Source organism: Streptosporangium sp. NPDC049078 (genome assembly GCF_040648855.1).
Taxonomy (GTDB): domain Bacteria; phylum Actinomycetota; class Actinomycetes; order Streptosporangiales; family Streptosporangiaceae; genus Streptosporangium.
On the sequence record NZ_JBEZEL010000002.1, the window covers coordinates 107,537 to 131,341 of the forward strand.

The following is a 23,805-nucleotide window of genomic DNA, read 5'->3' on the forward strand; positions in this document are numbered from 1 at the left end:
ACAGACCATTCATCTAAAAAAACGCGAGGAGCCCATCCTCACAAATATGGAGAATAGAAACGGTGGGCTGCAAGTTCGAAAGTAAAACCAATTTCCCTTAAAGGCGTTCGCTGTTGAGTTTTCAATTTCCAATCGTCGAGATTAGTGATTGGGCGGCGCAAGGCTGATGAGGCCGCAGCCGTAGGCTTTGGCGCGGCCTATGCCTTCTTGGAGGGCGGGTGTGAACCTAGATGGGTCGGTGACGATGAGGTGGCCGTCGTAGCGGACATGGTCGATGGTGATGCGGTGGGACTGGGCGTCACCGTGAGATTGTCCTTGAGTCCTGAAGGCGGGGTAGGGAGCGACGTCGGGTTGTCCGTTCCTGCCGGTTGGGATGACGAAGCCGTGTCGCTCGCCTTGTCGAACCAGCCAATCGATCTGGCTGTCAGGTGTGCGCAGAACGACATGGCGAGGCTGAGGGCGTTTCCCAGCCTCTGCGCGTTTGATCTGGTCTTTCTCTTCGCGTTTGACGGCGCGGGTCGGGTTGGCGACCAGGCGGAAGGCGAACTTACGGCCACCCGTAATGGCCTCTGTCACAGGCTGGAAATCACGCACCTGAGGCGGCTCGACAAGGTAGTGGTCGGGCAGAGATGACCAGTTCGGCTCGATGTGGCTTTGGACATACAGCAGGAAGCCTCGGTCGCTGTGGTCCAAGCGCCAGAGCACGCCGTGGGTTTGACGTGCCGGGGTGTCGCCTTCGACGTTAGGGAAGGCGGACATGACGGTGCGGTGCATCTGATGGATGTCGGCGTAGTCGCGGCGGAAGTGCCGTGAGGTCAGGTCAATGGTGAGCTTGCTCAGGAACACGCGGTTCTCCTGCTGAGATCAAACTTGGGGTGAGGGGCACGTGTCCGCTGAGCACGGCGCGGGAGGTAAAGCGTCGGTCGCCGCGGGCGAAGGAGAGGGGTTGGTCGCGTCGAGGTTCCGCGCCTGGGGTGGACGGGTGGCATTCGACCATGCTGCGCAGTGTGCCGGTCTTACCTTTCTCGATTGCTTTGAGTTCGCGTTGATGTGCGAGGGGGCAGGTCTCCAGCCATTGGTGTTCCGCCAGGACTGTCTCCAGAGGTTTTTCTTGCAGGCCGGCTCCGGTCCGTAGGTGATCGGCGCGGCCGCTGGTGATCAATGGGCGAGCAGGGAGGAACGACTTGCGTCCGAAACACAGTGGCCAGTGGGGTCGCTGGATCGCCTCTGCTGCCCTGGTCAGCAGTTCGGTGTCCTCATTTTGGAGGACGACGAGAAACACGGCGTCGGCCAGGTAGTAGCGCTGGCTTACGACAGTGCGGTGGCCGGAACCAGCGGTGGTGGGGACGTTTTGGGCAGTGTGGTAGTCGCGCTCCAGGATGCCTTCGCGGTCGACACGCACTCCCATGCGCAGCGCCGCGAGCTCGCTCAGGGCAGCTTGGTCGTCGCGAGAGATTCCCAAGGCGGCGCCGAGCAGGCCGACGACTCCGGACTTGGTGGGTTCCGTGGTGGTCTCGCGGGTAGTGAAGCGTGACCGAATGCCCCAGGATTGCATGGGCGCGTCCAAACAGAGCGCCAGGCTGAGCGTCATCGCCTGTCAGGCCTTGGCTGCGGCGAAGATACGGCCAGTGAACTCGTTCAAAGATTTGGTTTTCTCGGTGTCTTTCATCCCGTTGAGGTTGCCGGTGAGGGATGCGGCGATGACCGAGACGATGTCGCTCCCGCCATAGAACTCGCGAAGCTGCCCCAGGTGTTCGATGAGGCGCTGGGTGGAAAGGCCCATCAGGTCGGTTCCGGAGACCGGACGCAGAAACGCGTTGGAGAGATTCCATGCGCCCCTCTGGCGGACGACGGACACGAGCGTGTCGGGGAGGGTGAGGGCTGCCATGGAGTTCTGCTTACCGCTGGGAACCGCGTGTATGAAGGCAGACAGCCAGGCTTGAGCTGTGCGGGTAACCAAGTCGGTGTCATTGCCGAGGTTGTGGGCGAGTTGGTTCAGATCGAGATTGGCGTAGCGGTAGTAGCAGGCGCTGTTGAAGTCCACGGTGCCGATCATGTCCGCCCCGGACTGGTCCTGAGGCTTGAGGTCGTCCACTGCGGTGTAGTAGTCGAACTCATTGACCACCGCGTGGGTGGACAGTGCGTGGGCGACCTGGCAGGCGGCGTCTACGTTGAAGTCCTTGTTATCGGCGATCATCCGGCCGAACAGGGCGACATCGGCAACCTTGCTGGCGTCCAAAATGCGCCGGGCTTCGGCCAGGTCTTCTTTGGACGGTTTGATCTTCTTGGTCTTGCCGGTGCTTCCGGCCTCCTCGGCCTGCTCATCTTCCCCGTCTGCGGTCTTCTTCCTGCTGCGGCTCTTGGTGGCCTTAGCGGCGGCTGCGGCTTCGAGCCGGTTCCATTCGCGCTGGCAGAAGTCGGCGAGCAACTGCGAGGCTTGACGTCCGACGAACAGCAGGTACTGGGTCAGACGGGTGTTGGCGTCCACGCCAAAGCCGAGGGATTCCAGACCTGCAGTGGCCACGGCGGTAGCGGCCTCCGCGTCACGGCCGTGTTCGGTGACCAGGATGCTAACGGCGTTATCCAGCAGTCGCTTGGTGCGTACGCCGGTTTCGTCCTGGCTGAGTCCGTACTCGTTGAAAAGCAGCCGGGCCGCGCGCTTGAGGCTCTGGCTGGAGACCCTTCCTCGCATGACGCCGCCGAAGGTGGCCGTCTTGGGCTGTCCAGTGTCGTCGCGGTTGAGGTTGCTCACCGGAAACGACTGCAACAGGTGAAGCTCGATGATCACAGGATTCTCCTGGGGGTGTCAGATGGTTGGGGAGACTACGGACGCGGTGGGAGGCGTAGCCGCGGGAGAAGGTGCGGGGCGGTGGAAGTCGCGTGCCCAGTTCAGCCGGACTCGGTGGACGCGGTCGGGGTCGGCGCGCTCATGCATGAGCGTCACCACATCGTCCAGAAGCCGGTAGTAGTCGAGCGCGATGTCCTCGGCACCCAAGAGCCGTACCGTCTGGCGTAGGTAGTGCGGAAGGGAGGCGCGATCCACAGCCAGCAGTTGGACGAAGCGCCGCTCAGCGGAACTGCGTTCGGCCACCAACGCTCGCATTGACGTTCCCAGGGAACGGGAGCCGGGGGCGGTTCGTGATCGTGGCCGGGGATTCAACGCGAACAGCCCGGCGACCAGGATCCACGCCTGCTGCTCAGCCTGCGGAGGATCGAAGGGGAAGACCACGGCGTAGGCATCGGCTTCGTGCCGTGGGCCGGTGAGGGAACGGCGAAGTTGCGCCAACGTCCGGCGGGCTTCCGACACCTGGTGGGCGTTTGCGGACTCGAGTTTGGCGTGCAGGCCGTACAGGTGTCCGACGAACCGGCGTCGCCGTTCACGGACCTCGTCGTGTGGTGCTGAAGGGGCCTGGATGCTCACGTTAGGGCCTCCGTGTTGATGAACTGTCCCGCTTGGGCGGTGAACACGTTGATGAGGTGGTGGAGTTTGCCGGTGAACTGGCCGAACACTCGCCCGGCCTCCGAGAGGTTGCGGCCCGTTCGAGGCGAGCCGTTAACCCAACGGTTCGCCGTGGCGGTCGCCAGGGTGCGCACATCACCGGCCCATGCCTCTATGGCTGCGGCTTCTGATCGGTGCTGGCGGCGCGCCTCGCCCAGCGCGCGCAGGAACTTGTCGAATGGGCCGGGCAGCCGACTCCAGTACGCCAGGTCGACGGTGCTGTCGCGGTCGACTTTCATGGCGGCGGCATAGGTGCTCTCCATGTCGCGCAGCGCGCCGGCTACCTGGTCGGCCAGGTCGACGGCATGTCCGATGATGGGACCGGCAGGCTCGTGCTGGGCGCGTAGCAGCGCAACGGGGGCTGCGACCGCTTCCTCCGACCAAGACTGGATCACCGCGGCCTGAGAGCCAAGGCGCTGGCCGAGCACCCGCAACGTGTAGACGGTGTCGTCCCCGATGATGCCGTCCTCTACCAGGTCAGCGATGTGATCTAGGGCGCGGGGGCGGCGGCGCTGCTGCTCATCACCCGCCAAGAGCAGCGTCTCGGTATGGCGCCACACGCCCCGGCGTTCGTCCAGCCGGACCGCCCGAAACTCCTCCCACTTCTTCTGCCGTGGTTTGCGCGGGGGACGGCGAAACGCCGACATCAGTTCCACCTCGGCCAGCTCATCACGCAGCTCGGTGCCCGGAGCGATCACTACGCTTCCCACCACCGGCCCGGTCTCGCTGTCTCGCGGTAGCAGAAGGATGCGCCGAGATGGCCACGTCAGCAGGTCTGTCCAGCCTTGGGACGAGCGCCGATCGGGCTCGGGGTTGGGGAAAGCGTTCGATTCCCACGCCGGTCGATCCTGAACGGACGTGGGCTGGGGCTGCCCCCGCCGCGGGTTGTAGATCGGCATGTTGAGCATCAGGGTTTCGTGGAGCGTTCCGCCCTCCACGATCACGACCCCGAAATAGTTCGCCAGGCCCCGGGTAGACGACTTAACGGTCCGATACGGAGTCTTGGTCCCCCCGGGGTCGTAGGCGTGAACCGTCACCAGCAGCCGGGCCGCCTGCCCAGGTTCCAATGTGATCTGATCAGCCGAAGTGGTGTGATCGAAAAGAGTCACGTTGTTGCCGCTCGCACGGTCGAGCACCAGTTTGGCGGCGCTGGACGGCGGACAGCTGGCAAGCGGTGCGCACTGCAGGAACGGCCGCTGGGGGTCCAGCAGGTCGAACCGCTCACCGTAGACGGCCAGGTAGGACTCCAGCGGACCCGCGGTGAAGCCTTCCCGCCACAAGGCACCCCACGCGTCAGCGTCCGCCGGGCCCTCATACACCCGATGCGCCAAGGCGAGGACCAGCCGGTACAGGGCCGCGGTCATCGTAGGCGTTTCGGCGGCCAACCGCCGAAACGCGCGTGCCTGCAACAACAGAGTCTTCAGCCCCACCTCATCGGGCGAGCCATCCAACCGCTCCACCGGCAGCCAGCGCTGCTCCATCAGATCAAAGATCACATGTGTGCCTTCCTGCGTTCAGGCGCCACCGCCGGCCGCCCGGGGAGCGGTCGGCTAGCGCGTGGATTAGTCGATCAGTACTCCGAAACGACGGGAGTAGCGCAGGCGGTACTTCTCAACCACGCATCGGTCATCGCGAAATACCAGCGCCCGATACCGGCTCAGCCATGCGTTGTCGGCGAAGGCCGGCGGGACCGTTTGCCGCTGGATCGCCTCGACCAGCCCGTAGGGCACATCAGCCAGCGCGATGAGCCGCACGCAGGAGTCCAGCATCTGTCCGAGCACCTCAGGGGCAAGAGGGGCATCACTGTCCAGATCGATGGGCGTGCTGCCTTCCACCGCAACAACGCCGGTAGGAACGGCCCTGAGGGCTACCACCTCGGCGATTAGCTGAGCCGTTTCCGGAAAGTCGTCAGCTTCGCTCATGAGGACCGCTCCTGCCGCGTGTCTTGCCGGCATGTGTCGCTTGTGCGGTCATGTCCTTGAGTGAGCGGTCAGGCTCAGGTAGCGGCAGATAGATCAGCCGCACATCAGCGCTTTGGTTGTCCTTCTTGCGCGCCAACTGCTCGTCAGCCTTCTCACCGCCCCTCCAACCTGGCGGATAGGCCACCGGATGGGTGCCGTAGACCTGCTCGATCAGATCCGACACCTCCGTCGGTGAGTGAACGTGGGTGCGATCCTTCAGCACCGCCCACGTGCGCCAGGTGAGCGCCCGTGGGTACACCGCGCCAGTGTAAGGAGGAAGCACCGGGCCTTTATCGCTTTCAATCACACCGGTGATCGCCACGGTGAGCTCGGCCAGATGGGAAAAACGCCGGTGAACCTTCCCGTGGCGCTGCACCCGGCCCATCCGCTGAATGATGCTGTCGATCGGCGCGAGATCAGTGACCATGGCGTCGAAGTCCAAATCCAGGCTTGACTCCAAAACCTGTGTTCCCACGACAATGGCCCGAACGGGGCGATTCGGGTTCCTCGGCCACGGGCAGGAGTGGTCCTTCGTGGCAGGGCCGAACCGCTCGCGCAGCTTCTCCTCAACCTCGTAACGAGGCCCGTTTGCCATCTGACCGGTGATGACCCACAACTCCGGTCGTTCCCCGGCGGGAAGCTTCTCAATGGCCTTTTCCAGCTTGGCGCAGGTGTCTTCGACACGACGGACAAGGTTGTGAACCACCGCCAAGCAGCCTCCCTTGCGGACCCTACTGATTAGCCAGTCCACTAGTTCCTCATCAGCCACGGTGTCCAGCTTCACCAAGCGATCAGCGTTGAGATCGCTCACCCCTACGGGAAACGCTATGACGTCGTTACCGGTGGCATAGGTGATCCGAGGATAGGCGGATATCTGCTGGCCAGCACCGCTTTCCTGTGAACATCCCCTACCTGCGCGCCAGGTGGAGATGAGCTGTGTGCGGCGATGAGCGGGCAAGGTCGCCGACAGTAAGATCACCGAAACACCCAGCAGGCCCAGCCATCCCAAAACCCGGTCCAGCAACGTCGACATGTACGTGTCGAAGGCATGCACCTCATCGATCACAACAACCTTGCCCGACAGCCCGGCCAAGCGGACGAAGACGTGCTTGGACCTGATCCCGGCCATCAGCACCTGGTCCACCGTTCCGGCCCCGACCGGCGCAAGCAGCCCTTTTTTATGAGTGAACCACTCTCGGGCATCAGACTGAGTCGGCGTTTCTTCGTCTTCGTTCACGCACACCGGCCGCACCTCGCCCTCAACTGCGTGCGCCAGGGTCTGAGCGGCCAAAAACTCACCAGAGCTGCCGTGCAACAGCCTCACCATGAGATCGGGCTGATGAGATTTCAGCATCTTCTTTATCGCGTAGTAGGCCTGATTGCTAGTTGCCTTGGTTGGAGCCGCGAAATACAGACCCAACCCACCGTGTGTTTCGCTGGCGAATCGGGCCGCCCGTGCGGCAGCCTGCAAGGCTGCTTTCGTCTTTCCCTCACCTGTCGGAGCCTCCACGATCAACAGAGTTGGTGAGCCAAAAATGTGTCCCAGCGCCTCCACCGCCCTTTGAACCGGGCGCGCTTCTTCCTGGAATAGGCCCGCAAAACTTACATCCTCTGGCGGTGTCCAAGAGATCCACCCCAGTCGCTCTACCGCCACCGCCGCCTGACTCTTGGCTTGAGCCACGTAGGTGTCCAGATCCACCTCTGCTCCCGCATAGGGAAAATTCCCCGTGTCGGAGGCGATCCAGTCGCTCGTTGAGGTCAACCCGGACATAACGGCAATAAGCCCTAGCTCGATCCGTACTTGTTCCCACGACGACACGGGCAGTGAGGCCAATCCCCATCGACGCAGTAGTTCGTTGACCAAGCCGTCACACCAGCCGTCCCAGGTCGCGCCTCCCCGATCTCCCCGCTTCTTGCGAGCCTCGATGACCGTCGCACTACGCGGAATAAACCCATGGTGCCCGCCGATCGCGTACGCGACGTCTTGAGCCGTGCGTGGCGGCGCACCCCACTGCCGCAAGATCCGATCCATGTGCACTGTGGTGAGCACCCCGTGCGGGGTGTCCACACGCTGGCGCAACTCTTGGTGATCAGGCATCGCACGGAGCACGGTTGCCGCAGGCTCGCCCATCAGTCCCACCGCAAGATCCCGGCGCAACGCCTGGAAGGCCGGGGACAACTTTCCGAGATCATGTAAGCCGCAGAAGAACGGCACCCACGCCCAAGCGTCACCGACCGGCGCGAACACCGATGCAAGCCTTGAGCGCGTCCAGGGACTGAGCAGTTTTTCGAACAGCAACTCCGCTACTGCCATCGTGTCAATTGCGTGACAGATTAGCGGATGTATTTCACTCCCCTTGTCCGCCTTGCCCCAAAAAACCCGAAAATCAATATTTTGTCCTGTATGATTATTCAAAGACAGCCTCGTAGCATCACGGGAGGATCCAGCTACCGCAAACCGGGATCGTACTTATAAACAAGAGGGTTAACGCTCATCCTTGCGTAGGCAAATCGAGTACATACAACGGACATGCGGGGTCGTTATAGATTAATCTCCCTGTACAAATTTGAGCGACACGACCGCTCCCCTGGTTCATCTGGCTCTTTCCACCCCGTGAGGAGCGGGCCGTACTGGCGGAAGGTCCCCCTGGAGGTCAGAGCCGTCCTCCCACGCATTTAGGGGAGCTGTCCGTCAGAGCAAGCGTGCTTGTCCTCCCCGCCTACGGGTGAGCCACCAACCACCGAGTCCCCTTCTGCGGAATAGGTGGCGTTCAACCAGGCCATGCCATGAAGCAGGGTCAGCGAGTCGGCGCCCTCGACCCTGCGCCTGCGGAAGTCGTCCACCCGCCGCAGCATCTGGTCGGAGGTGGCCATCGTCGGCAGCCCGACGAAGTAACCCGGCATCCCTGCGGCCTCACCCATCAGGCGCCCTGCGTGCAGCGCGGCCTCGGTCTTGCCCTCCCCCATCGGCGCCATGATCAGCAAAAGCCCTGGATCGCCGTCGACGAGGGCGGGAAGGCATTCGCTGATGGACTTCTGCAAGCCGTTCGGCGTGAACGGGAAGTCGTCACCGAACCCGCCAGGTTTGAATGTCAGCTGTCCAAGGCCCGCCTCTCGTAGAAGCCTCGAAGCAGATGCCCGGCTACGTACCAAGTGCTGCCCGAGGCAGGCCACATCGCCGCTTTCCGGCAGGCCAGCACCGATCTGCTTATGCAGGAAGGTGTCCTGGCTCACCAGCCAGTCCGCCAGGATCACCAGGCCACATGCCAACGCTCCCCCTGCGGCCGACACCTGCTGCGGCGGCTCCGGACGCCCCGTCAGCTCGTGCACCAAAGCTGCGATCGCCTGACGTTGCTCCTCCCATTTGCCGTCCCCCAGGGCCGGAAGCGAGTCCAGCGGGTCGCGGAACTCGCGATGGTTGAACGGGGAGAACCTGCCGTGATGACCGCCGAGTAGCTGAGCGACCCGGATAGCAGGGGACGACTTCCTACCGACCTTATAGCCAGCAGCCACCAGCAACTGCCCCAACCAGACATGCGCGGCGAACGCATGCCCCTTCGGCTCGGCGCGCACTTCTGGATAACCGCTGAGCTGGCCAAGCCCCGTTTCATCCTGCGCCTGGAAACAGAACATGCACTTGCAAATGTCGTGCAATGCCGCCCAATACGCGAGCAGATGCCGCGCATGTCTCTCACCGACTCCCAGCTCATTCGCCAGAGACGCGCGCAGGCCGGGCGAGAGGTAGTCGTCCCACAGGGTCTCTGCCGCTGCGGCGGCGTCGAGAAGATGACAGACCAGCGGGTAGCGCCCTGGAAGTCCTCGCGACTTGCCCCACAACGTGAGGTCAATCTCCGGGGGACCATCCATAGCTTCTCCGTCAGTGGCTCAGGCTCTGCCAGCAGACGCGTGCCTGCTGATCAGATTTACGAGAGCTCACTGTAGAGACAACCGCCGACATTTCACGTCAAACAAAGAACATGAAAAATACTCTCGTTTAAAATATCCCTATATGCCATTTTCGTACACCAATGCCACATTTATGTTTATATCGACATTGATCAGTCGCCCCCACGGGGCGAGTAGGCTTGTCGCTATGTCTTCGGCGACGTGTTCGGCTTGCCAGAAACTTCAAGTGCGTTTGTGAAACAGCAGGTCGGGAAGTGTCCTCCCCACGCCCGTGGGGGTGAGCCGAAGGGGCTCCGCAAAACCGAGCTGATCCGCGCGTCCTCCCCACGCCCGTGGGGGTGAGCCGTGATGGTTATGCAGGTCCGTCCTGCTCCTCGGGTCCTCCCCACGCCCGTGGGGGTGAGCCGGCCGGAGCGGACGCCGACCCCGAGGTGGAGGCGTCCTCCCCACGCCCGTGGGGGTGAGCCGTCGTCGTAGTAGCGGTATGTGGTTATTGCTTGGTCCTCCCCACGCCCGTGGGGGTGAGCCGCTGGGGGGTGTGACACGCTGACACGTGACGAGGTCCTCCCCACGCCCGTGGGGGTGAGCCGGTCGCCGCCTCGACGCCGGTTCGGACCCGATCGTCCTCCCCACGCCCGTGGGGGTGAGCCGAAGCACGGCGACGGCTCCACGTACCGGTGGTGGTCCTCCCCACGCCCGTGGGGGTGAGCCGCCGACCGCGAGGCGGAGCAGGTGGGTGGTGTGGTCCTCCCCACGCCCGTGGGGGTGAGCCGTGATCACCGCCCTGCTCGACGCCCTGACCGATGTCCTCCCCACGCCCGTGGGGGTGAGCCGCAGGTCTTGGCGATCGAACGCTGGTTCACGATGTCCTCCCCACGCCCGTGGGGGTAAGCCGGAGCAGGGCGCGCTGGACATTATCAATGCCCAGTCCTCCCCACGCCCGTGGGGGTGAGTCGCTGAGGGCTATATCCAGCCGTACGTCGCCGCCGCGCTCCCCACGCCCATGGGGGTGAGCTGGCGGTGGAGTCGGCGCTGAAATGAGGCCGACCCCGAGGGCCGGTGTCGCCAGCGCACGTTAGGCGTCGGCAGGGTCCACCGGATACCGATAGCGCAGGTTCCATTGGTAGGTCGGCATGATGTAGATCGTCACCTTCACGGGCCGGTCATCGGCTGTCCACCCGGTATGGGTGATCTCATAAACGCGCTGATCCCCGGTCATCCGCAAGAACGCGGCTTCCGATGGCGCTGGAGGCCGGACGTTGATGCACTCCTCGATCTCCACCTGGGCGTGGCCCAGCTCGGCCAAACGGCTGGAAATGCCACCCACCCCGGAATCCTCATGCTCGATCAGCGTCCCAGCGGCGATCGACAGCGGAATGTAGCTGGTGGCGATCTGAATGGGCACGTCGTTCGCGAACATGCGTCGAGCGCGAACCACGACGCTGTCGGCATCCGGATTCACCCCAAGGATCTCGGCGACCTGTGCGGGTGGCTGGCCAGGGCCGACGGTGTTGTTCGAGCGCAAGTGGTAGCCGAGCGTGGCCAGCTCGGTGGCGAGTGCACCTCGGCTTCCTTGACGCTCGCGCGCCTCGCGGCTGTGCCGGGTAGCCGCATCGCGAGGGAGCGGCGGGAGCTCGTGGACGATCCATCCGACGCCCCGGTGCACCCGGATGAGGCCCTCGGCGGCGAGGATCCGTGCGGCACGGTTGACGGTCACGCGATTCACTTCTAGCTCGTTGGCCAGGTCTTCTTCTTTGGGGAGCGCCTTTCCACGCTCGTAGGCGCCTTCGCGGATCCGGACGCGGATCACTGAGGCGATGTCGCGGTACTGACTACTGGCTGCGGACATACGAATGATCCTATCGGGCGCGGCACTACGTACTTCATTCTCGTTGACCCGACGCCGGACGAGTAGTATGAAGTACGTAGTACATAGTTCCTCTCCGAAGGAGAACGGCTCCATGGGGAGGGCTTATTCCCGCATGTCCGATTTGGAGGCACCTCGTGACCGACCCGCCCACGCGCCTGATGAAGCCGGAGGAGGTCGCACCCATGCTCGGAGTCTCGCCCAAGACGGTTGTGACGTGGGCGCGAACCGGCCGCATCGCCGCGACCCGCACACCCGGCGGTCAGTGGCGCGTCCCCGACACCGAGGTCAAGGCGCTGCTGAGCGCCTGAAACGAAATGGGCCTGCCGGTGCGCCAACACCGAACAGGCCCCGAGCCCTCTGCCTGCCCAAACAGGAAGGAAGACCCGTGTTCAACGTTACCGCCGTACCGCCGCGCTGCCAGCCGTGGTGCACCGACCACTACACCGGCGCCCACCCCGACGACAGCCACTGCCGCCGCCCCGCGTCCGGCCAGTTCGCCGACGTCTACCTGTCCAACGGCCTCGACGGCACCCCGATGGTCCTGTCCTACCAGCGCGTCCACGACGAGCTCCCGCTCGACGAGGCCGCGGCGTACTTCCGCGCCGGACTCGACCTGGTCGCCGCGGCCCGGACGGCGGTGGCCGCGTGAAGGTCCCCACGGTCGTCATCCATCACATCCCCCGCCACAAGGGATGGCCGAACGGCGAGCAGCCCTCCGGCTGGCCTGGTACCACCCCCGGCGCGTCCGTCCGTGATGCCTACGACCAGCAGCTGGCCGAGCAGGTTCAGAAGGAGGGCAAGCGATGAGCGCCCCGCTGCACACCCCGGCCAAGCCACTCCACAGCCCTACCGAGCGCGCCACCAACGCCGAGCAGGCCCGTCGGCCGATCCAGACCAGCAAGCCGAAGGGAGGCAAGTGATGCCCAGTAAGCGAATCGCCCGCGACCTCGCCAACCTCAACCGGCTCGACTCCGCCGCCGTGCTGCTGGAGACCAGCCTCGCCGAGCAGGCCGAGGCGCTCGGCCGGGAGACCGACGACGACCGCACCTACCGGGCCGCGCTGGAGAAGCGCGCCCGCTGACCCACCAGCCCGACCAGCAGACCCCTGGGTGCGAGTCCCAGGCGGGCACGCAGGAGCACCCGCTCCAGCACCAGCGAGAGAAGGAAAGCATCGTGAACAAGACCGACCTCACCGCCGCCATCGCCGAGCAGACCGATCTCACCAAGGCTCAGGCCGACGCCGCCGTCACCGCTGCCATCGACATCATTCGCACCGTCGTCGCCGCCGGCGAGCCGGTCACCATCGCGGGCCTTGGGGCTTTCGAGGCCATCTACCGGGAGGCTCGCAACGGCCGTAACCCGCAGACCGGCGCGCCCCTCCAGATCGCCGGTGTGTGGGCGCCGAAGTTCAAGCCGTTCGACGGGTTCAAGTCCCTCGTCCGCGAGAGCCAGTCGCTCGTCAACGCCTGACCCGAGGCGGGCGGAGGCCGGCGATTCCGCCGCCGACCTCCGCCCTCGACCCCATACCTGACAGAAGCAGGAGAAGGATCATGTCTCAGACTTCCACGCCATCGCCCGATCCGCCAAGCGAGCCCAGCCGGCAAGACATCAGTCGCGGTCTCGCCGCGCTGGAAAGCCACCTCGCCGAGCACGCGCCCAGCGCACTACCAGCGCCCCGCGAGCACCTGGAGGCCGACGGCGAGACCAAGCGCGTCCGCCAGCTGCGCGCCGAGGTCGCCGAGGCGCACCTGCTCGCCGAACTCCAGGACGACGACGCGCCGCTCATGCTCGACACGGCCAGGGTCCGCAAGCGGCGCCGAGCCGCCTGGCAGGCCGCCCGGCTGCACGCGCTCGCCCAGGACCCGGCCACCCGCGCCTGGCAGGTCACCCGGATGCGGCGCCTTCTCGTCGCCGTCGCCATGGTCGCACTGGCGCTCGCGCTCGGCTGGTCCACCGCCGGCGTCCACGCGTTCGCCGCCGAGGGCGCCGAGAAGGGGGCGCCCGGCTGGGTGTTCGCCTGGCTGGTCGAGCCGTTCATGTCCCTCGCCCTGCTCGTGGTCGTCGGCGCCCGCGCCTACCTGGCCACCCTCGGCCAGCCCATCGAGTCCCGGGTGCTGATCCGGATCGAGTGGCTGTTCCTCGGACTGACGCTCGGCATGAACGCCTGGCCCTACCTGCCCTGGTCGCTCCCCAGCGGGGAGGAGTTCTCCTTCTCCCGGCTTGTGCTGCACATTCTCGGCCCTGTGGTCGCGGTCGCGATCGTGACCGCTCTGCCGATCATCCTGGCCGCGTTCACGAGGCTCGATCTCGGCCTGTCGGGTACCCCCCTTACCGCCGCTCGGTACAGGGAAAACGCCGACTCCGGTAACCCTTCCGGTACCCCCCTTACCGGGGTCGCGGACGTCGAGGCGAAGGCGGCCAGAATCCGGCACCTGATCGCTACCGGAGAGCTGCCTGAAGAGCCCGGCGTGAAGAAGATCCGTGACGCCTTGAGCTGTCGCATGGCCACCGCTCAGGCCGTCCGTGACCGGCTCGCCGAGGGCGGCGGCTGGAACTCCGCGATCGACGAGGAGTACCGATGACCGTCGAGACTCTCGCCTCCCTCGCGACATTCGCCGCGACATTCGGCGCTCTCCTCGCCGCGCATTCGGTGGGCGACCACTGGGTGCAGACGCACGGCCAGGCGTGCGCGAAGGGTGCCCCCGGTTGGGCCGGGCGGATCGCCTGCGCCAAGCACGTCGCCACCTTGACCATCACGAAGGTCGTCGCCGTCGCCCTGGTCATGCTCGTGACCGGCCTGCGCCTGGACGGAACGCACCTGCTCGCCGGGCTGCTGATCGATGCGGCCTCCCACTACTGGGCCGACCGAGCCGCCGGTCACGAAGGCCGCACTACGAAGGTCACCCTCGAACTCCTGGCCAAGCGGCTCAAGAAGAGCGGGTTCTACGCCCTTGGCGACCGGCTCACGGCTCCGACCGGCACCGGCGCCTATTCCCTCGATCAGTCCTGGCACGTCGCGTGGCTCTTCGTGACTGCCCTGGTCGTCGCTGGAGGTGCGTGATGGCCTCCCGGAGCACCGCGCGCCGACCGTCGCGTCGAAAGCCCAAGAAGAGCGAATGGGGAACGCTGATCGGCCTGGTTTTCGTCGTGTGGGCCGCAGCGCTGGCGATCGGCCGCCTCAGTCAATTGCCCGCCTGGGCCGTTCTGGGAGCGGGGTTCGCCATCGGGGTGGTGGTGACCCTGTCGGCCCGGCGGATGCTGATCCGCCTGGGCCACCGCTTCGGCGTGCAGGTGACCCGCACCAAGGCCCGCTCATGAAGACCATCTACGTCGTCACCACCTCCCGGCGCCCGCTGTCCGAGCGGGCCCGAGGCCTGGTCTGCGTCGCCATCGCCTGGCTGCTCCTGGCCGGTGCGGTGCTCGGCCACACCCTGATTCTGCTGGTGAGCGCGATCGACGCACTGCTGGCCGCCACCTTCGGCACCCGCCGTATCGGCTACATCTCCGGCCGGCTATGCGATGCGGTCCGGGAGACCTGGAAGGAAAGTCATGACTGAGAAGTCCGGCAAGAGCCGCATCCCCGAACTGTCCAACATCCCGTGGGGCGGCCCGGTCTCGGTCACCCAGTACGCCAAGGTCGGTCGTGACCTGAGCCGTGATCTGGGTGAGGAGTTCAACCTGGGCAGCGACGAGCTGTACGCCGTCCTGATCCGCTCGTTCAAGGGCCACGCCGTCTTGTCGGTGTTCGGCGCTCCGGACGTGCGGTTGCGCGCCCGTCGGGTGGTGCGGCGCCTGAAGCGGGCCGCGGAACTGCAGAAGGCCAGCGGCATCGAGCTGGTGAAGTTCCACGCCCAGTTCCGCAAGGAGTTCATCGACATCATCCCTCCCGCCAAACCGTCCAGCCGTAAGCCCGAGTTCAATTGGAACGATGTCTGATGGCCGCCACCAAGCAGGTCGTAGCGCCTGCACCGCCGGACGCCTCCTCGTGGGAGCAGGTCGCCACCCGCGAGGTCTCCAAGGCCTTGTTGTACTTCCCCCCGTGGGCCGTCGCGGCGCTGCTGTTCGGGATCGGCTCGGCCTTCCACACGATCCTGCGGTCCGATGACCCGAAGGTCGTGGCGTGGACCACCGCTCTGATCACGGTGTGCGTGATGGGCCTGACCGGTCTGACCTGGAACCAGTCGCACGCTCGCAGCACCGTCGGGCGCCTGCACACCACGCTGACCACCCTGGCCGGCGGTCTGTGGGTGTGCGCGGCCACGATCAACGGCCCCACTTCGATGGTGACCGGGCGTCTCATCCTGATCGGCGGGGTGTCCATGGCCTTGTCGTTCAACATCCGCACCGTGATCCGGCAAAAGCAGATCGACGTGCAAGGCGCGGTCAACGACCCGCTGAAGTTCCTGTTCGGTCAGGGCGCGACCGCCGCGGGCATGCCCGCGATCGAGGCGAGGACGACGAAGGCGACCGAGCACAAGGTCGAGGGCGCGGTGCAGCTGGAGCAGGGCCGCCAGACCGCTGACGACCTGCAGAAGAAGCTCCCTTACGTCGAGTCGGGCATCGGCCTGCCGCCCGGGTCCATCACCACCTCGATCGACCCCGACGACGCCAGCAAGGCCAAGGTCGTGATCTCCGACCCTCGGGTGATGAAGAACCCGATCCCCTGGCCGGGCCCGTCCCGGCCGGGCGCCTCGATCACCGACCCGATCCGGATCGGCCTGTGGCAAGACCTCGACCAGATCGAGTACGTCATCGTCGGCCACCACGTGCAGGTCATGGGCAAGACCGGCAGCGGCAAGTCGATCGGCGGGGCGTGGAACTTCCTGGCCGAGGCTGTCAGCCGGGTCGACGTGGCGGTGTTCGCGATCGACATCACCAAGGGAGACCAGACGCTGGGCCCTCTGCGGCCGGCGCTGCACCGGCTGGAGACCACCAAGGAGGGCGCCAGAGCCCTGCTGAACGAGATGCAGTCCCAGGTCAAGAAGCGCACCGACCAACTGGCCGCCAAGAGGCTGCAGAAGTGGAAGGAAGGCTGCGGCCTGACCTACTGGATTCTGTGGCTGGAGGAGTTCCCCGACATTTTCGACGCGCTCACCGACAAGGAGCAGGAGCGGTTCCTGAGCCTGGTCAAGGCGATCCGGTCGGCGGGCGGGACCGTCGTGCTGAGCCTTCAGCGCTCGGACTACACCCAGATGCCGACCATCGCCCGCGGTCAGCTCGCGAAGATGTGCTTCGGTGTCGACAGCAGCGCGGACGCGTCGTTCGGTCTGTCGGAGGCCCAGGACGACGCCGGATGCCGCCCCGAGCTCTGGAGCAACAAGCAGCCCGGCATGGCCTACCTGGACGCGCCGTCGATCCCGGATGAGCGGATCGCGATGCCGCTGCGCACCTACGCGTGGGGTATGGCCGGCGGAACCTTCGACGACGAACGGGCCAACGCCGCTTTGGCCGCGCACGCCGCCGCCTATCCGGCCGCGTACAAGAAGGTCGACGCCGGAACCGCGGCGCTGGCCCGGCTGGACGCCTCCGCTCTGGCCTCGCCTGCCCCGCTACCGGTTCTGGAGACGGCACCGGTTGATGTCGAGCTGCTCGCGCAGGCGGCCGAGTTGGTCGTCACCACGCAGCTGGGGTCGGCTTCGATGTTGCAGCGCAAGCTCCGGATTCCCTTCGCCCAGGCCCAGGAGCTGATCGCCGAACTGCGGCGACGCGATGTGCTCGGCCCGCCTCGGGAGGGTAAGGCGCCGGCGGTGCTTCGGCAGGTCGAGGAACTGAGGGAAGTGCTGGCGGCGATCCGCGACGAACACCCCTCCGAGGCCGATGGCGTGGATGACGAGGGCATGGAGGCCGTGGCGGCCGAATACCAGACCATCAGCGACCCGGACCCGACCGTCCAGGCCGGGCTTGATGACGAGATCCCTGACCTCGACGAGGGAGAGCCTCCATGGAAGTTCGCGGCGCCGGATCGCAAAATGACCGCTGAGGAGCGGGGAGCCGCGCTGATGGAGCTCCTGCACGCTCTGTGGGATGACGGCGCCCGGGACTTCTCCTCAGGCGCGCTGAAGCCGCTGTGGGAGCAGACGGACATCTCTCGCGCCTGGGTTCAGGACCGGCTCAAGCGGCTGGTCGATGCCGGGGTCTTGAGCGGCTATGACGACGAGGTGCAGCGCTACCTGATGACGGAGCGCCCGAAACTCCCGTAGATCGTCTGGCACCCCTTGGTGGCTGCCAGACGGGGGCCGGGGGGGAGTTACAGGTCAGAGCGGGTGCCAGGATTTCTGGCACCCCTCCTGGCCCCCTCTCCGGCACCTGGTCTGGCACCCCTGGCAGCAAGATCAAAAACTTTCGCGCGTGCATCCCACGCGCAGCCGTGCGCGTACCCGCGCGCCCCACGACGTCCTGATCCAACGTGCCAACGGCTCGAAGGTCATGCGCCCGTTTCGCGGCCTGCACCGTCCCACGGAGAAGAACACCAATGCCATCTGCTGATCAATCTGACCGGCTTCGCTACGCGCTGGCCGCTGCCGCCCGCAACTGGCACGTCTTTCCTGTCGCGATCGGCGACAAGGTGCCGCTGACCGGTTTCCGGTGGAAGCAGCACGCCACCGTCGATCCCGAGGTGATTCGCCGGATCTGGGCACGCCAGCCGCTCAACATCGGCATCGCCTGTGGCCCGTCGCGCCTGGTGGTGGTGGACCTCGACCTGCCCAAGCCCGGCGAACAGGTTCCCGAGCGGTGGAAGCGACCCGGCGTCAACGACGGTGCCGACGTCTTCGCTCTGCTGTGTGAGGAGGCCGGGCAGCCGGTGCCGCTGGAGACCTTCCAGGTCCGTACCCGGCGCGGTGGTCTGCACCTGTACTTCACCGCCCCCGACGACGCGGCTCTGGCCAACACCTCCGGCGACCAGGGCCTCGGGCTCGGCTGGCGGATCGACACCCGTGGCGTCGGCGGGTACGTGGTCGGCCCCGGCAGCTTCGTGGACCTGCCGGACGGTACCGGCGCCTACGAGGCGATCCACACCCCCGACGCGGCGCCGCTGCCCGGCTGGCTGGCCGAGCGGCTGCGTCCGGCGCCACTGCCGCCACCGCGGCCCGTCGTGGTCGACCTTGGCCCCGGCCGCCGCGATTCCTACCTGGACACCGCGACCCGGGCCAGCCTGGAAGCCATCGCCGCCGCCCCCGAGGGGAGCTTGAACACCACGCTCTGGGGCGCGTCGGTCGCGCTCGGGCAACTCGTCGCCGGCGGCGCCCTGGACGCCGTCATCACCGAGACCCTTCTGGCCCAAGCCGCCGTACGCGCGGGCCATCCCGAGGCGGCGGCCCGCCGAACCATCAGGTCCGGGTTTCGCAACGGCGCCAACCGGCCCCGGAGCGTGCCCGCGTGAACATCTCGACACGTGTGCAGGTCGGCTCCGGGCCTGAGACCATCCGCGTCCTCAAGGCCGCTCTGGTCGAGGAGTTGTTGCCCGACACCTACGTCTCCGGTGGTGCCCTGGTGCACATGGAGACCATCTCCGGCGGGCAGATCAGCCCCGCCGCCGACGAGGACTCGCCCCTGCCGGTCACCGCCAGCCCGCTCACGCCCGCCACGCTGGCCGGACTGCTGGCCGAGCACGCCTACGTCTACCGGATGCGCTCTCGCAAGAGCGACGGCGGAAGCGGGATGGAGCTGGTGGAGGAAGAGGTCACCCCGCCCCGGGAGATCCTCTCCTCCGTCCTGGCGGGCAAGACCTGGCCCGGGGTGTCGACGCTGCGCGGTGTGATCGGCGCTCCAGTGCTGCGCCGAGACGGCACCCTGTTGCAACGCCCCGGCTACGACCCCGCCACCGGCCTGTACCTCGCCGCGAAGGTCGCGCTACCGCCGGTGCCGGAGCGACCGACCACCGAACAGGTGCATGCCGCCCGAGACTTCCTGCTGAACCGGTTTCTCCGGGATTTCCCCTGGGCCAGCGCTGCCGACCGAACCAACTATCTGGCGCTGCTGGCCACGCCGATCCTTCGGCACTACACCCGCAGTCTCACCCCGTTCGCGCTGATCGACGCGACCATGCCCGCCAGCGGCAAGAGCATCCTCACCGGTGGCCCCGGCATGCTGTACGGCCAGCGGGTGATGCCCTGGGCCTACGCCGAGGAAGAGCTGCGCAAGAGCATCACCGCCGTGCTCGCCGAGCAGGTCGGGGTGGTGGTGTGGGACAACCTCGCCGAGGGCACCGTCATCGACTCCCCCACCCTCGCCCTGCTCGTCACGGCCGGCGTCTGGTCGGACCGCCAGCTGGGCGCCTCGCGCAACATCGCAGTCGTCAACGACCGGCTGTGGATGGCCACCGGCAACAACCTCCAGGTCGGCGGCGACATGGCCTCGCGTACGGTGCGCGTCCACCTGGACCCGAACATGCCCCGCCCCGAGCAGCGTGACCAGTCCCGGTTCGGCATCCCGCACCTGGACCAGTGGATCACCGTCCCGGCCAACCAACTCACCGTCCTGTGGCACCTGCTCATCCTGGTCCTGGACTGGACCGGCCACGGCGCCCCCCGAGCGGCCACGGTGTCGATGCGCCAGTTCACCCCCTGGGCACAGTCCCTCGGCGGATTCCTCGCCCATCACCACGTTGACGGGTTCCTGGCCAACGCCGCCGACATCCGCGACATCGACGAGGACGAGTCCCGCTGGCGGGCGTTCCTGTCCTGCTGGCACAGTCTGCACGGCTCGCAGCGCATGACCGCCGCCGAGTTGCGGCGCTCCGGTGAACCCTCCCGGATCGGCTTCGACGAGCACGACAGCTGGGACGGCCAGTTCATCACCACCGCCACCGGCCGCCTGCCCAACGCCCTCGGCCTGGGGCGGCTGCTGACCGGACAGATCGGCCGATGGCGCGGTGACTACGTGATCCGCGCGGCCAAGAACGACCGCGGCGACCGCAACGTCTTCTGGGTCGAGCACCATGCCTGAGCCGACCGCTCGGCCAGAGCGACCTGGAGAAGCGCTGAAACATCCCCGCATCTCCGCATCCCCGCGAACCGACCTTCTACCAGCACAAACTCATGCGGAGATGGCAGCGATCGGCCACCTTCCATCTCCGCATCTCCCCCGCCTCTGTGGAGATAGCCCGCGTTTCCGGAGATGGCCATCTCCGGAAACGCTCTGTCTCCGCAGCCATTCGCCCAGCTCACAGGCCCTTTTGCGGAGATGTGGAGATGCGGAGATGTTTCAGCCCTCCCCAGCGGCGGCGCACTCTCCCCGACCTCTGCCGACCCACCGACTGATCGCCCAAACCGCTAGGAGGTACGCCCATGCCCAGGGCCAACGCCAAAAAGATCACCGTTGACTACATCTGCGAGGACCTCGGCATCAACCGGTCCACCTTCTACGAGTGGAGGCAGAAGGGCCGCGCCCCCAAGTGCTTCCGCATCCCGAACGGTGACCTGCGCATCTACCTGTCCGACTACGAAAACTGGCTGGCCGCCCGAGAGGACAGCGCTTGAAGAACATCACCTACGACGTGCGCGTCTACAAAACGGAGGTCTACCGGGGTGCACGGCTCGTCACTCACACCGTGCGGTGGAAGACCGCGGACAAGCCCTGGAAAAGGCCGTTCCGGAACGCCGCTCAAGCCGACACCTTCCGCGGCGAGCTGCAGAGCGCCGCACGGAAGGGGGAAGCGTTCAGCCTCCTCACCGGCGAACCCGTCTCATGGAACCGGACGGAACGTCCCGACATGAGCTGGTACGACTTCGCCACCGGCTACGTGGACATGAAGTGGAAGCGCGCCTCGGCCGGATACCGGCGCGACATCGCACGGGCTCTCACAGCGGCGAGCCCGGTCATGCTCGCCGCCGGCCGTGGCAAGCCGTCCGACAAGGAGATCCGGAAGGCCCTCACACGTTGGGCCTTCAACACGAAGGACAGGAACAGCAGTTCCGTCGAAGACGATCCCGTCCTCGGATGGCTCAGGGGAAACACCCATCCCATTTCGATGCTCGAAGAGGCCGCGACCATGCGGAGAATGCTGGACGTCGCGACCTCCAAGCTCGACGGCAAGCCCGCCGCGGCGAGCACCGCGCGCCGGAACCGGGCGATCCTCTTCAACGCGCTGGACTACGCCGTTGAGCTGAAGCTGCTGGCCGCGAACCCGATTCAAGGGCTGAAGTGGCAGGCCCCGAAGAGCTCGCACGAGGTCAACCGCGACTGCGTCGTCAACCCCGCCCAGGCCCGAGCGCTTCTGGCCGCCGTGGCGGCGCAGAAGCGCAGCGGACCGCGGCTGGTGGCCTTCTTCGCGGTCCTCTACTTCGCGGGTCTCCGCCCCGAGGAGGCCGTGGACCTCCGGACGACGAACGTGATCCTCCCGGCACCGACAGGGAACGAGGAGACGAAGGAGCGGGAGGAGTCGCCGGACGCGTGGGGAGAGCTGCGGTTTCGTACGGCGGCTCCCGACGTCGGCAAGGAGTGGACCAATGAGGGCACCCAGCGGGAGAGCCGCCAGCTCAAGCACCGGGCCGAGGGTGAGAGCCGTACCGCCCCTTGTGCTCCCGAACTGGTCAGATTCCTTCGCTGCCACCTGGCCTCCTTTCCGCCCGGCAAGGATGGCCGCCTGTTCACCGGGGTCAAGGGCGGGGATCTGCCGACCATCACCTATCGGCGGGCGTGGGACAAGGCCCGTGCCAGTGTGCTGACCGAAGCCGAGTACGCCTCTCCGCTCGGCAAGCGCGTCTACGACCTCCGACACGCCTGCCTGTCCACCTGGCTCAACGCCGGGGTGCCTCCTACCCAGGTCGCCGCATGGGCGGGACACAGCGTCGACGTGCTGTTGAAGATCTACGCGAAGTGCATCGTCGGGCAGGACGAGACCGCCAAGCGCCGGATCTCCGAGGCGCTCGGCGAGGGCTGACGATCTTCCCTGAAACTTCGGCACGTATTCGGCACAGCCATCCGGAACCCGTCAGCGACAACCGTGGACAGCCGGACACGGAAAAAGCGCCTCTGAGTGCGAACACGCAGGTCAGAGGCGCTTTTCAGGTGGTCACGGAGGGTAGGGCGGGCGGGACTCGAACCCGCGACCCAGGGATTATGAGTCCCCTGCTCTAACCGGCTGAGCTACCGCCCCTCGCGCACGCCGTACGCGGCATTCAACCAAACGTGGCGGCTGTTCGCACATCTGCCGGGCGGGACGGGTTCAAGATGTGACCTTCGGCGGGAACGAGCACGGAACCCGGCTCCGATGGAATCGATACCCTACGGGTGAGCCGTGTTGAGGAGTGTTGGATCATGCGCGTTGTTGGGGCTTTCAGGGACTCGTACGGCATGGAGCCGGCCGGGGTGTGGCACGCTCCCGGGCGGGTCAACCTGATCGGGGAGCACACCGACTACAACGACGGGTTCGTCCTGCCGTTCGCGCTGCCGTGGGGGGTGACCGCCGCGGTGTCGCCGCGCGAGGACGGGGTGATCAGGCTGCGGTCGCTGCAGGCGGGTGAGCCGGTGACGCTGGCGACGCCCGACGAGGCCGAGGGCTGGGCACGCTACGCGGCCGGGGTGTTCTGGGCGCTCGGCGAAGCGGAGCGGAAGCAAGGACGAGGGCAGGGGCGGGAAACAGACGAGGGACAGGGGGCAGGGCAGGGGCGTCCGGTCGGCGGGGCGGATGTGGTGATCGACGGGGACGTCCCCCCGGGGGCGGGCCTGTCGTCGAGCGCGGCGCTGGAGGTGGTGATCGGTACGGCGCTGAACGAGCTGTACGGGCTCGGCCTCACCAGGATGGAGATCGCCCTGGCCGCCCAGAAGGCCGAGAACGACTTCGTGGGCATGCCGTGCGGGATCATGGACCAGGCGGCCTCCGCCCTCGGCGAGGAGGGGAAGGCGCTGTTCCTTGACTGCCGGACCCTGGGGACCAGGAGCATCCCGTTCGACCTGGCGAGTCACGGCATGCAGCTGCTGATCATCAATACCGGGGTGCATCACGAGCTCGCCGACGGGCAGTACGCCCGCCGCCGCAAGGACTGCGAGAACGCCGCCAAGCGCCTGGGGGTCGACGCGCTGCGCGATGTCACGGATCTGGCGGGCGCCCTCGCGAAGCTGAGCGGCGACGAGCGCAGGCGCACCCAGCACGTGGTGACCGAGAACCACCGGGTGGAGGCGGTGATCGGGCTGCTGCGCGCCGGGGCGGTACGGGAGATCGGTGCGCTGCTGAACGCCTCTCATCTGTCGCTGCGCGACCAGTTCGAGGTGTCCTGCGCCGAGTTGGACGTGGCCGTGGAGGCGGCGGTCAGGGGCGGGGCACGAGGGGCTCGGATGACCGGGGGCGGGTTCGGCGGCTCGGCGATCGCGCTGGTCGCCGACGACCGGGTGGAGTCGGTACGGGAGTCGGTGACCGGGGCCTACGCCGAGCGCGGCTGGACCGCACCGGACATCTACCCGGCGACCCCGGCCCAGGGTGCCCGTCGGCTGCTCTGATCCGATCCGTCTCGACGTACCGGATCACCTGTCGCGCCCGGGGTGCCGGTTCTACCCGGCTCACGGTGAGTGCCGCTCCTGCCCTCGGCGTCCGCGACCTTCATCGGTCGGGTTCGCCCCGCTCGCGGTGG

Annotated in this window: 25 protein-coding genes, 1 tRNA gene and 1 CRISPR repeat array; of the genes, 16 read left to right on the forward strand and 10 right to left on the reverse strand. The window is 66.4% G+C overall.

The features are described 5' to 3' along the window. Positions 1–141 precede the first annotated feature (141 nt). From cas6e to AB0B90_RS03390, 9 genes are all read right to left on the reverse strand, one after another. Entirely contained in the window at positions 142–846 is a 705-nt protein-coding gene (cas6e, locus tag AB0B90_RS03350) for a type I-E CRISPR-associated protein Cas6/Cse3/CasE (protein ID WP_362920522.1), read from the reverse strand. After that, positions 821–1,591 (reverse strand): type I-E CRISPR-associated protein Cas5/CasD, encoded by a 771-nt coding sequence (gene cas5e / locus AB0B90_RS03355; protein ID WP_362920524.1) that lies wholly within the window; start codon positions 1,589–1,591, stop codon positions 821–823. The genes cas6e and cas5e overlap by 26 nt, the downstream gene beginning before the upstream one ends. A gap of 6 nt (positions 1,592–1,597) precedes the next feature. After that, positions 1,598–2,788, reverse strand: a complete 1,191-nt coding sequence (gene cas7e, locus AB0B90_RS03360; RefSeq protein WP_362920526.1) for a type I-E CRISPR-associated protein Cas7/Cse4/CasC — start codon at positions 2,786–2,788, stop codon at positions 1,598–1,600. Positions 2,789–2,806: 18 nt separating this feature from the next. Beyond that, positions 2,807–3,421, reverse strand: a complete 615-nt coding sequence (casB, locus tag AB0B90_RS03365; RefSeq protein WP_362920528.1) for a type I-E CRISPR-associated protein Cse2/CasB — start codon at positions 3,419–3,421, stop codon at positions 2,807–2,809. Next, positions 3,418–4,995, reverse strand: coding sequence for a type I-E CRISPR-associated protein Cse1/CasA (casA, locus tag AB0B90_RS03370; RefSeq protein WP_362920530.1), 1,578 nt, complete (start codon positions 4,993–4,995; stop codon positions 3,418–3,420). The genes casB and casA overlap by 4 nt, the downstream gene beginning before the upstream one ends. A 66-nt stretch (positions 4,996–5,061) precedes the next feature. Beyond that, positions 5,062–5,421, reverse strand: a complete 360-nt coding sequence (locus AB0B90_RS03375) for a hypothetical protein (protein ID WP_362920532.1) — start codon at positions 5,419–5,421, stop codon at positions 5,062–5,064. Then, complete coding sequence (cas3, locus tag AB0B90_RS03380) at positions 5,408–7,876, reverse strand: CRISPR-associated helicase Cas3' (protein WP_362920534.1); 2,469 nt, start codon at positions 7,874–7,876, stop codon at positions 5,408–5,410. The genes AB0B90_RS03375 and cas3 overlap by 14 nt, the downstream gene beginning before the upstream one ends. Positions 7,877–8,136: 260 nt before the next feature. Next, positions 8,137–9,327, reverse strand: a complete 1,191-nt coding sequence (locus AB0B90_RS03385; RefSeq protein WP_362920536.1) for a CRISPR-associated endonuclease Cas3'' — start codon at positions 9,325–9,327, stop codon at positions 8,137–8,139. 295 nt (positions 9,328–9,622) lie between these two features. Continuing rightward, positions 9,623–10,383: direct repeats of the CRISPR family, unit length 29 nt; unit sequence GTCCTCCCCACGCCCGTGGGGGTGAGCCG. A gap of 58 nt (positions 10,384–10,441) precedes the next feature. Then, positions 10,442–11,215 (reverse strand): GntR family transcriptional regulator, encoded by a 774-nt coding sequence (locus tag AB0B90_RS03390; protein ID WP_362920538.1) that lies wholly within the window; start codon positions 11,213–11,215, stop codon positions 10,442–10,444. A 179-nt stretch (positions 11,216–11,394) separates the two neighbouring features. Between AB0B90_RS03390 and AB0B90_RS03395 the strand changes: the two genes are divergently transcribed. The 15 genes from AB0B90_RS03395 to AB0B90_RS03465 all read left to right on the forward strand — a co-directional run bounded on the left by AB0B90_RS03395 (position 11,395) and on the right by AB0B90_RS03465 (position 22,118). Then, positions 11,395–11,544, forward strand: coding sequence for a helix-turn-helix domain-containing protein (locus tag AB0B90_RS03395; RefSeq protein ID WP_362920870.1), 150 nt, complete (start codon positions 11,395–11,397; stop codon positions 11,542–11,544). Between the two features lie 77 nt (positions 11,545–11,621). Further along, positions 11,622–11,885 carry a hypothetical protein gene (locus AB0B90_RS03400; RefSeq protein WP_362920540.1) on the forward strand — a complete coding sequence of 88 codons (264 nt, stop codon included), beginning with the start codon at positions 11,622–11,624 and terminating at the stop codon, positions 11,883–11,885. Next, positions 11,882–12,043, forward strand: coding sequence for a hypothetical protein (locus AB0B90_RS03405; RefSeq protein ID WP_362920542.1), 162 nt, complete (start codon positions 11,882–11,884; stop codon positions 12,041–12,043). The genes AB0B90_RS03400 and AB0B90_RS03405 overlap by 4 nt, the downstream gene beginning before the upstream one ends. A 112-nt stretch (positions 12,044–12,155) precedes the next feature. Further along, positions 12,156–12,317 carry a hypothetical protein gene (locus tag AB0B90_RS03410; protein ID WP_362920544.1) on the forward strand — a complete coding sequence of 54 codons (162 nt, stop codon included), beginning with the start codon at positions 12,156–12,158 and terminating at the stop codon, positions 12,315–12,317. A gap of 92 nt (positions 12,318–12,409) precedes the next feature. After that, positions 12,410–12,706 (forward strand): HU family DNA-binding protein, encoded by a 297-nt coding sequence (locus tag AB0B90_RS03415; RefSeq protein ID WP_362920546.1) that lies wholly within the window; start codon positions 12,410–12,412, stop codon positions 12,704–12,706. An 80-nt stretch (positions 12,707–12,786) separates the two neighbouring features. Next, positions 12,787–13,818 (forward strand): hypothetical protein, encoded by a 1,032-nt coding sequence (locus AB0B90_RS03420; protein WP_362920548.1) that lies wholly within the window; start codon positions 12,787–12,789, stop codon positions 13,816–13,818. After that, positions 13,815–14,297 carry a transcriptional regulator gene (locus tag AB0B90_RS03425; RefSeq protein ID WP_362920550.1) on the forward strand — a complete coding sequence of 161 codons (483 nt, stop codon included), beginning with the start codon at positions 13,815–13,817 and terminating at the stop codon, positions 14,295–14,297. The genes AB0B90_RS03420 and AB0B90_RS03425 overlap by 4 nt, the downstream gene beginning before the upstream one ends. Beyond that, positions 14,297–14,554: a hypothetical protein gene (locus AB0B90_RS03430; RefSeq protein WP_362920552.1), complete on the forward strand. Its 258-nt coding sequence runs from the start codon at positions 14,297–14,299 to the stop codon at positions 14,552–14,554. The genes AB0B90_RS03425 and AB0B90_RS03430 overlap by 1 nt, the downstream gene beginning before the upstream one ends. Next, complete coding sequence (locus AB0B90_RS03435; RefSeq protein WP_362920554.1) at positions 14,551–14,793, forward strand: hypothetical protein; 243 nt, start codon at positions 14,551–14,553, stop codon at positions 14,791–14,793. The genes AB0B90_RS03430 and AB0B90_RS03435 overlap by 4 nt, the downstream gene beginning before the upstream one ends. Then, complete coding sequence (locus tag AB0B90_RS03440) at positions 14,786–15,172, forward strand: hypothetical protein (RefSeq protein ID WP_362920556.1); 387 nt, start codon at positions 14,786–14,788, stop codon at positions 15,170–15,172. The genes AB0B90_RS03435 and AB0B90_RS03440 overlap by 8 nt, the downstream gene beginning before the upstream one ends. Next, positions 15,172–17,436, forward strand: coding sequence for a DNA translocase FtsK (locus tag AB0B90_RS03445; RefSeq protein ID WP_362920558.1), 2,265 nt, complete (start codon positions 15,172–15,174; stop codon positions 17,434–17,436). The genes AB0B90_RS03440 and AB0B90_RS03445 overlap by 1 nt, the downstream gene beginning before the upstream one ends. Positions 17,437–17,708: 272 nt before the next feature. Then, a complete protein-coding gene (locus tag AB0B90_RS03450) occupies positions 17,709–18,617 on the forward strand; it encodes a bifunctional DNA primase/polymerase (RefSeq protein ID WP_362920560.1) in 909 nt (302 codons plus the stop codon). Then, entirely contained in the window at positions 18,614–20,182 is a 1,569-nt protein-coding gene (locus tag AB0B90_RS03455) for a hypothetical protein (RefSeq protein ID WP_362920562.1), read from the forward strand. The genes AB0B90_RS03450 and AB0B90_RS03455 overlap by 4 nt, the downstream gene beginning before the upstream one ends. 341 nt (positions 20,183–20,523) lie before the next feature. Then, positions 20,524–20,715 (forward strand): helix-turn-helix domain-containing protein, encoded by a 192-nt coding sequence (locus AB0B90_RS03460; RefSeq protein ID WP_362920564.1) that lies wholly within the window; start codon positions 20,524–20,526, stop codon positions 20,713–20,715. Beyond that, on the forward strand, positions 20,712–22,118 hold the full coding sequence (locus AB0B90_RS03465; RefSeq protein WP_362920566.1) for a tyrosine-type recombinase/integrase: 1,407 nt from the start codon (positions 20,712–20,714) through the stop codon (positions 22,116–22,118). The genes AB0B90_RS03460 and AB0B90_RS03465 overlap by 4 nt, the downstream gene beginning before the upstream one ends. A 142-nt stretch (positions 22,119–22,260) precedes the next feature. Here AB0B90_RS03465 and AB0B90_RS03470 read toward each other — a convergent pair. Next, positions 22,261–22,334: transfer RNA gene (locus AB0B90_RS03470), tRNA-Ile, on the reverse strand. A gap of 161 nt (positions 22,335–22,495) precedes the next feature. On the opposite strand from AB0B90_RS03470, the gene galK reads away from it, so the two are divergent. After that, a complete protein-coding gene (gene galK / locus AB0B90_RS03475; RefSeq protein ID WP_362920568.1) occupies positions 22,496–23,674 on the forward strand; it encodes a galactokinase in 1,179 nt (392 codons plus the stop codon). The last annotated feature ends 131 nt before the right edge of the window (positions 23,675–23,805 follow it).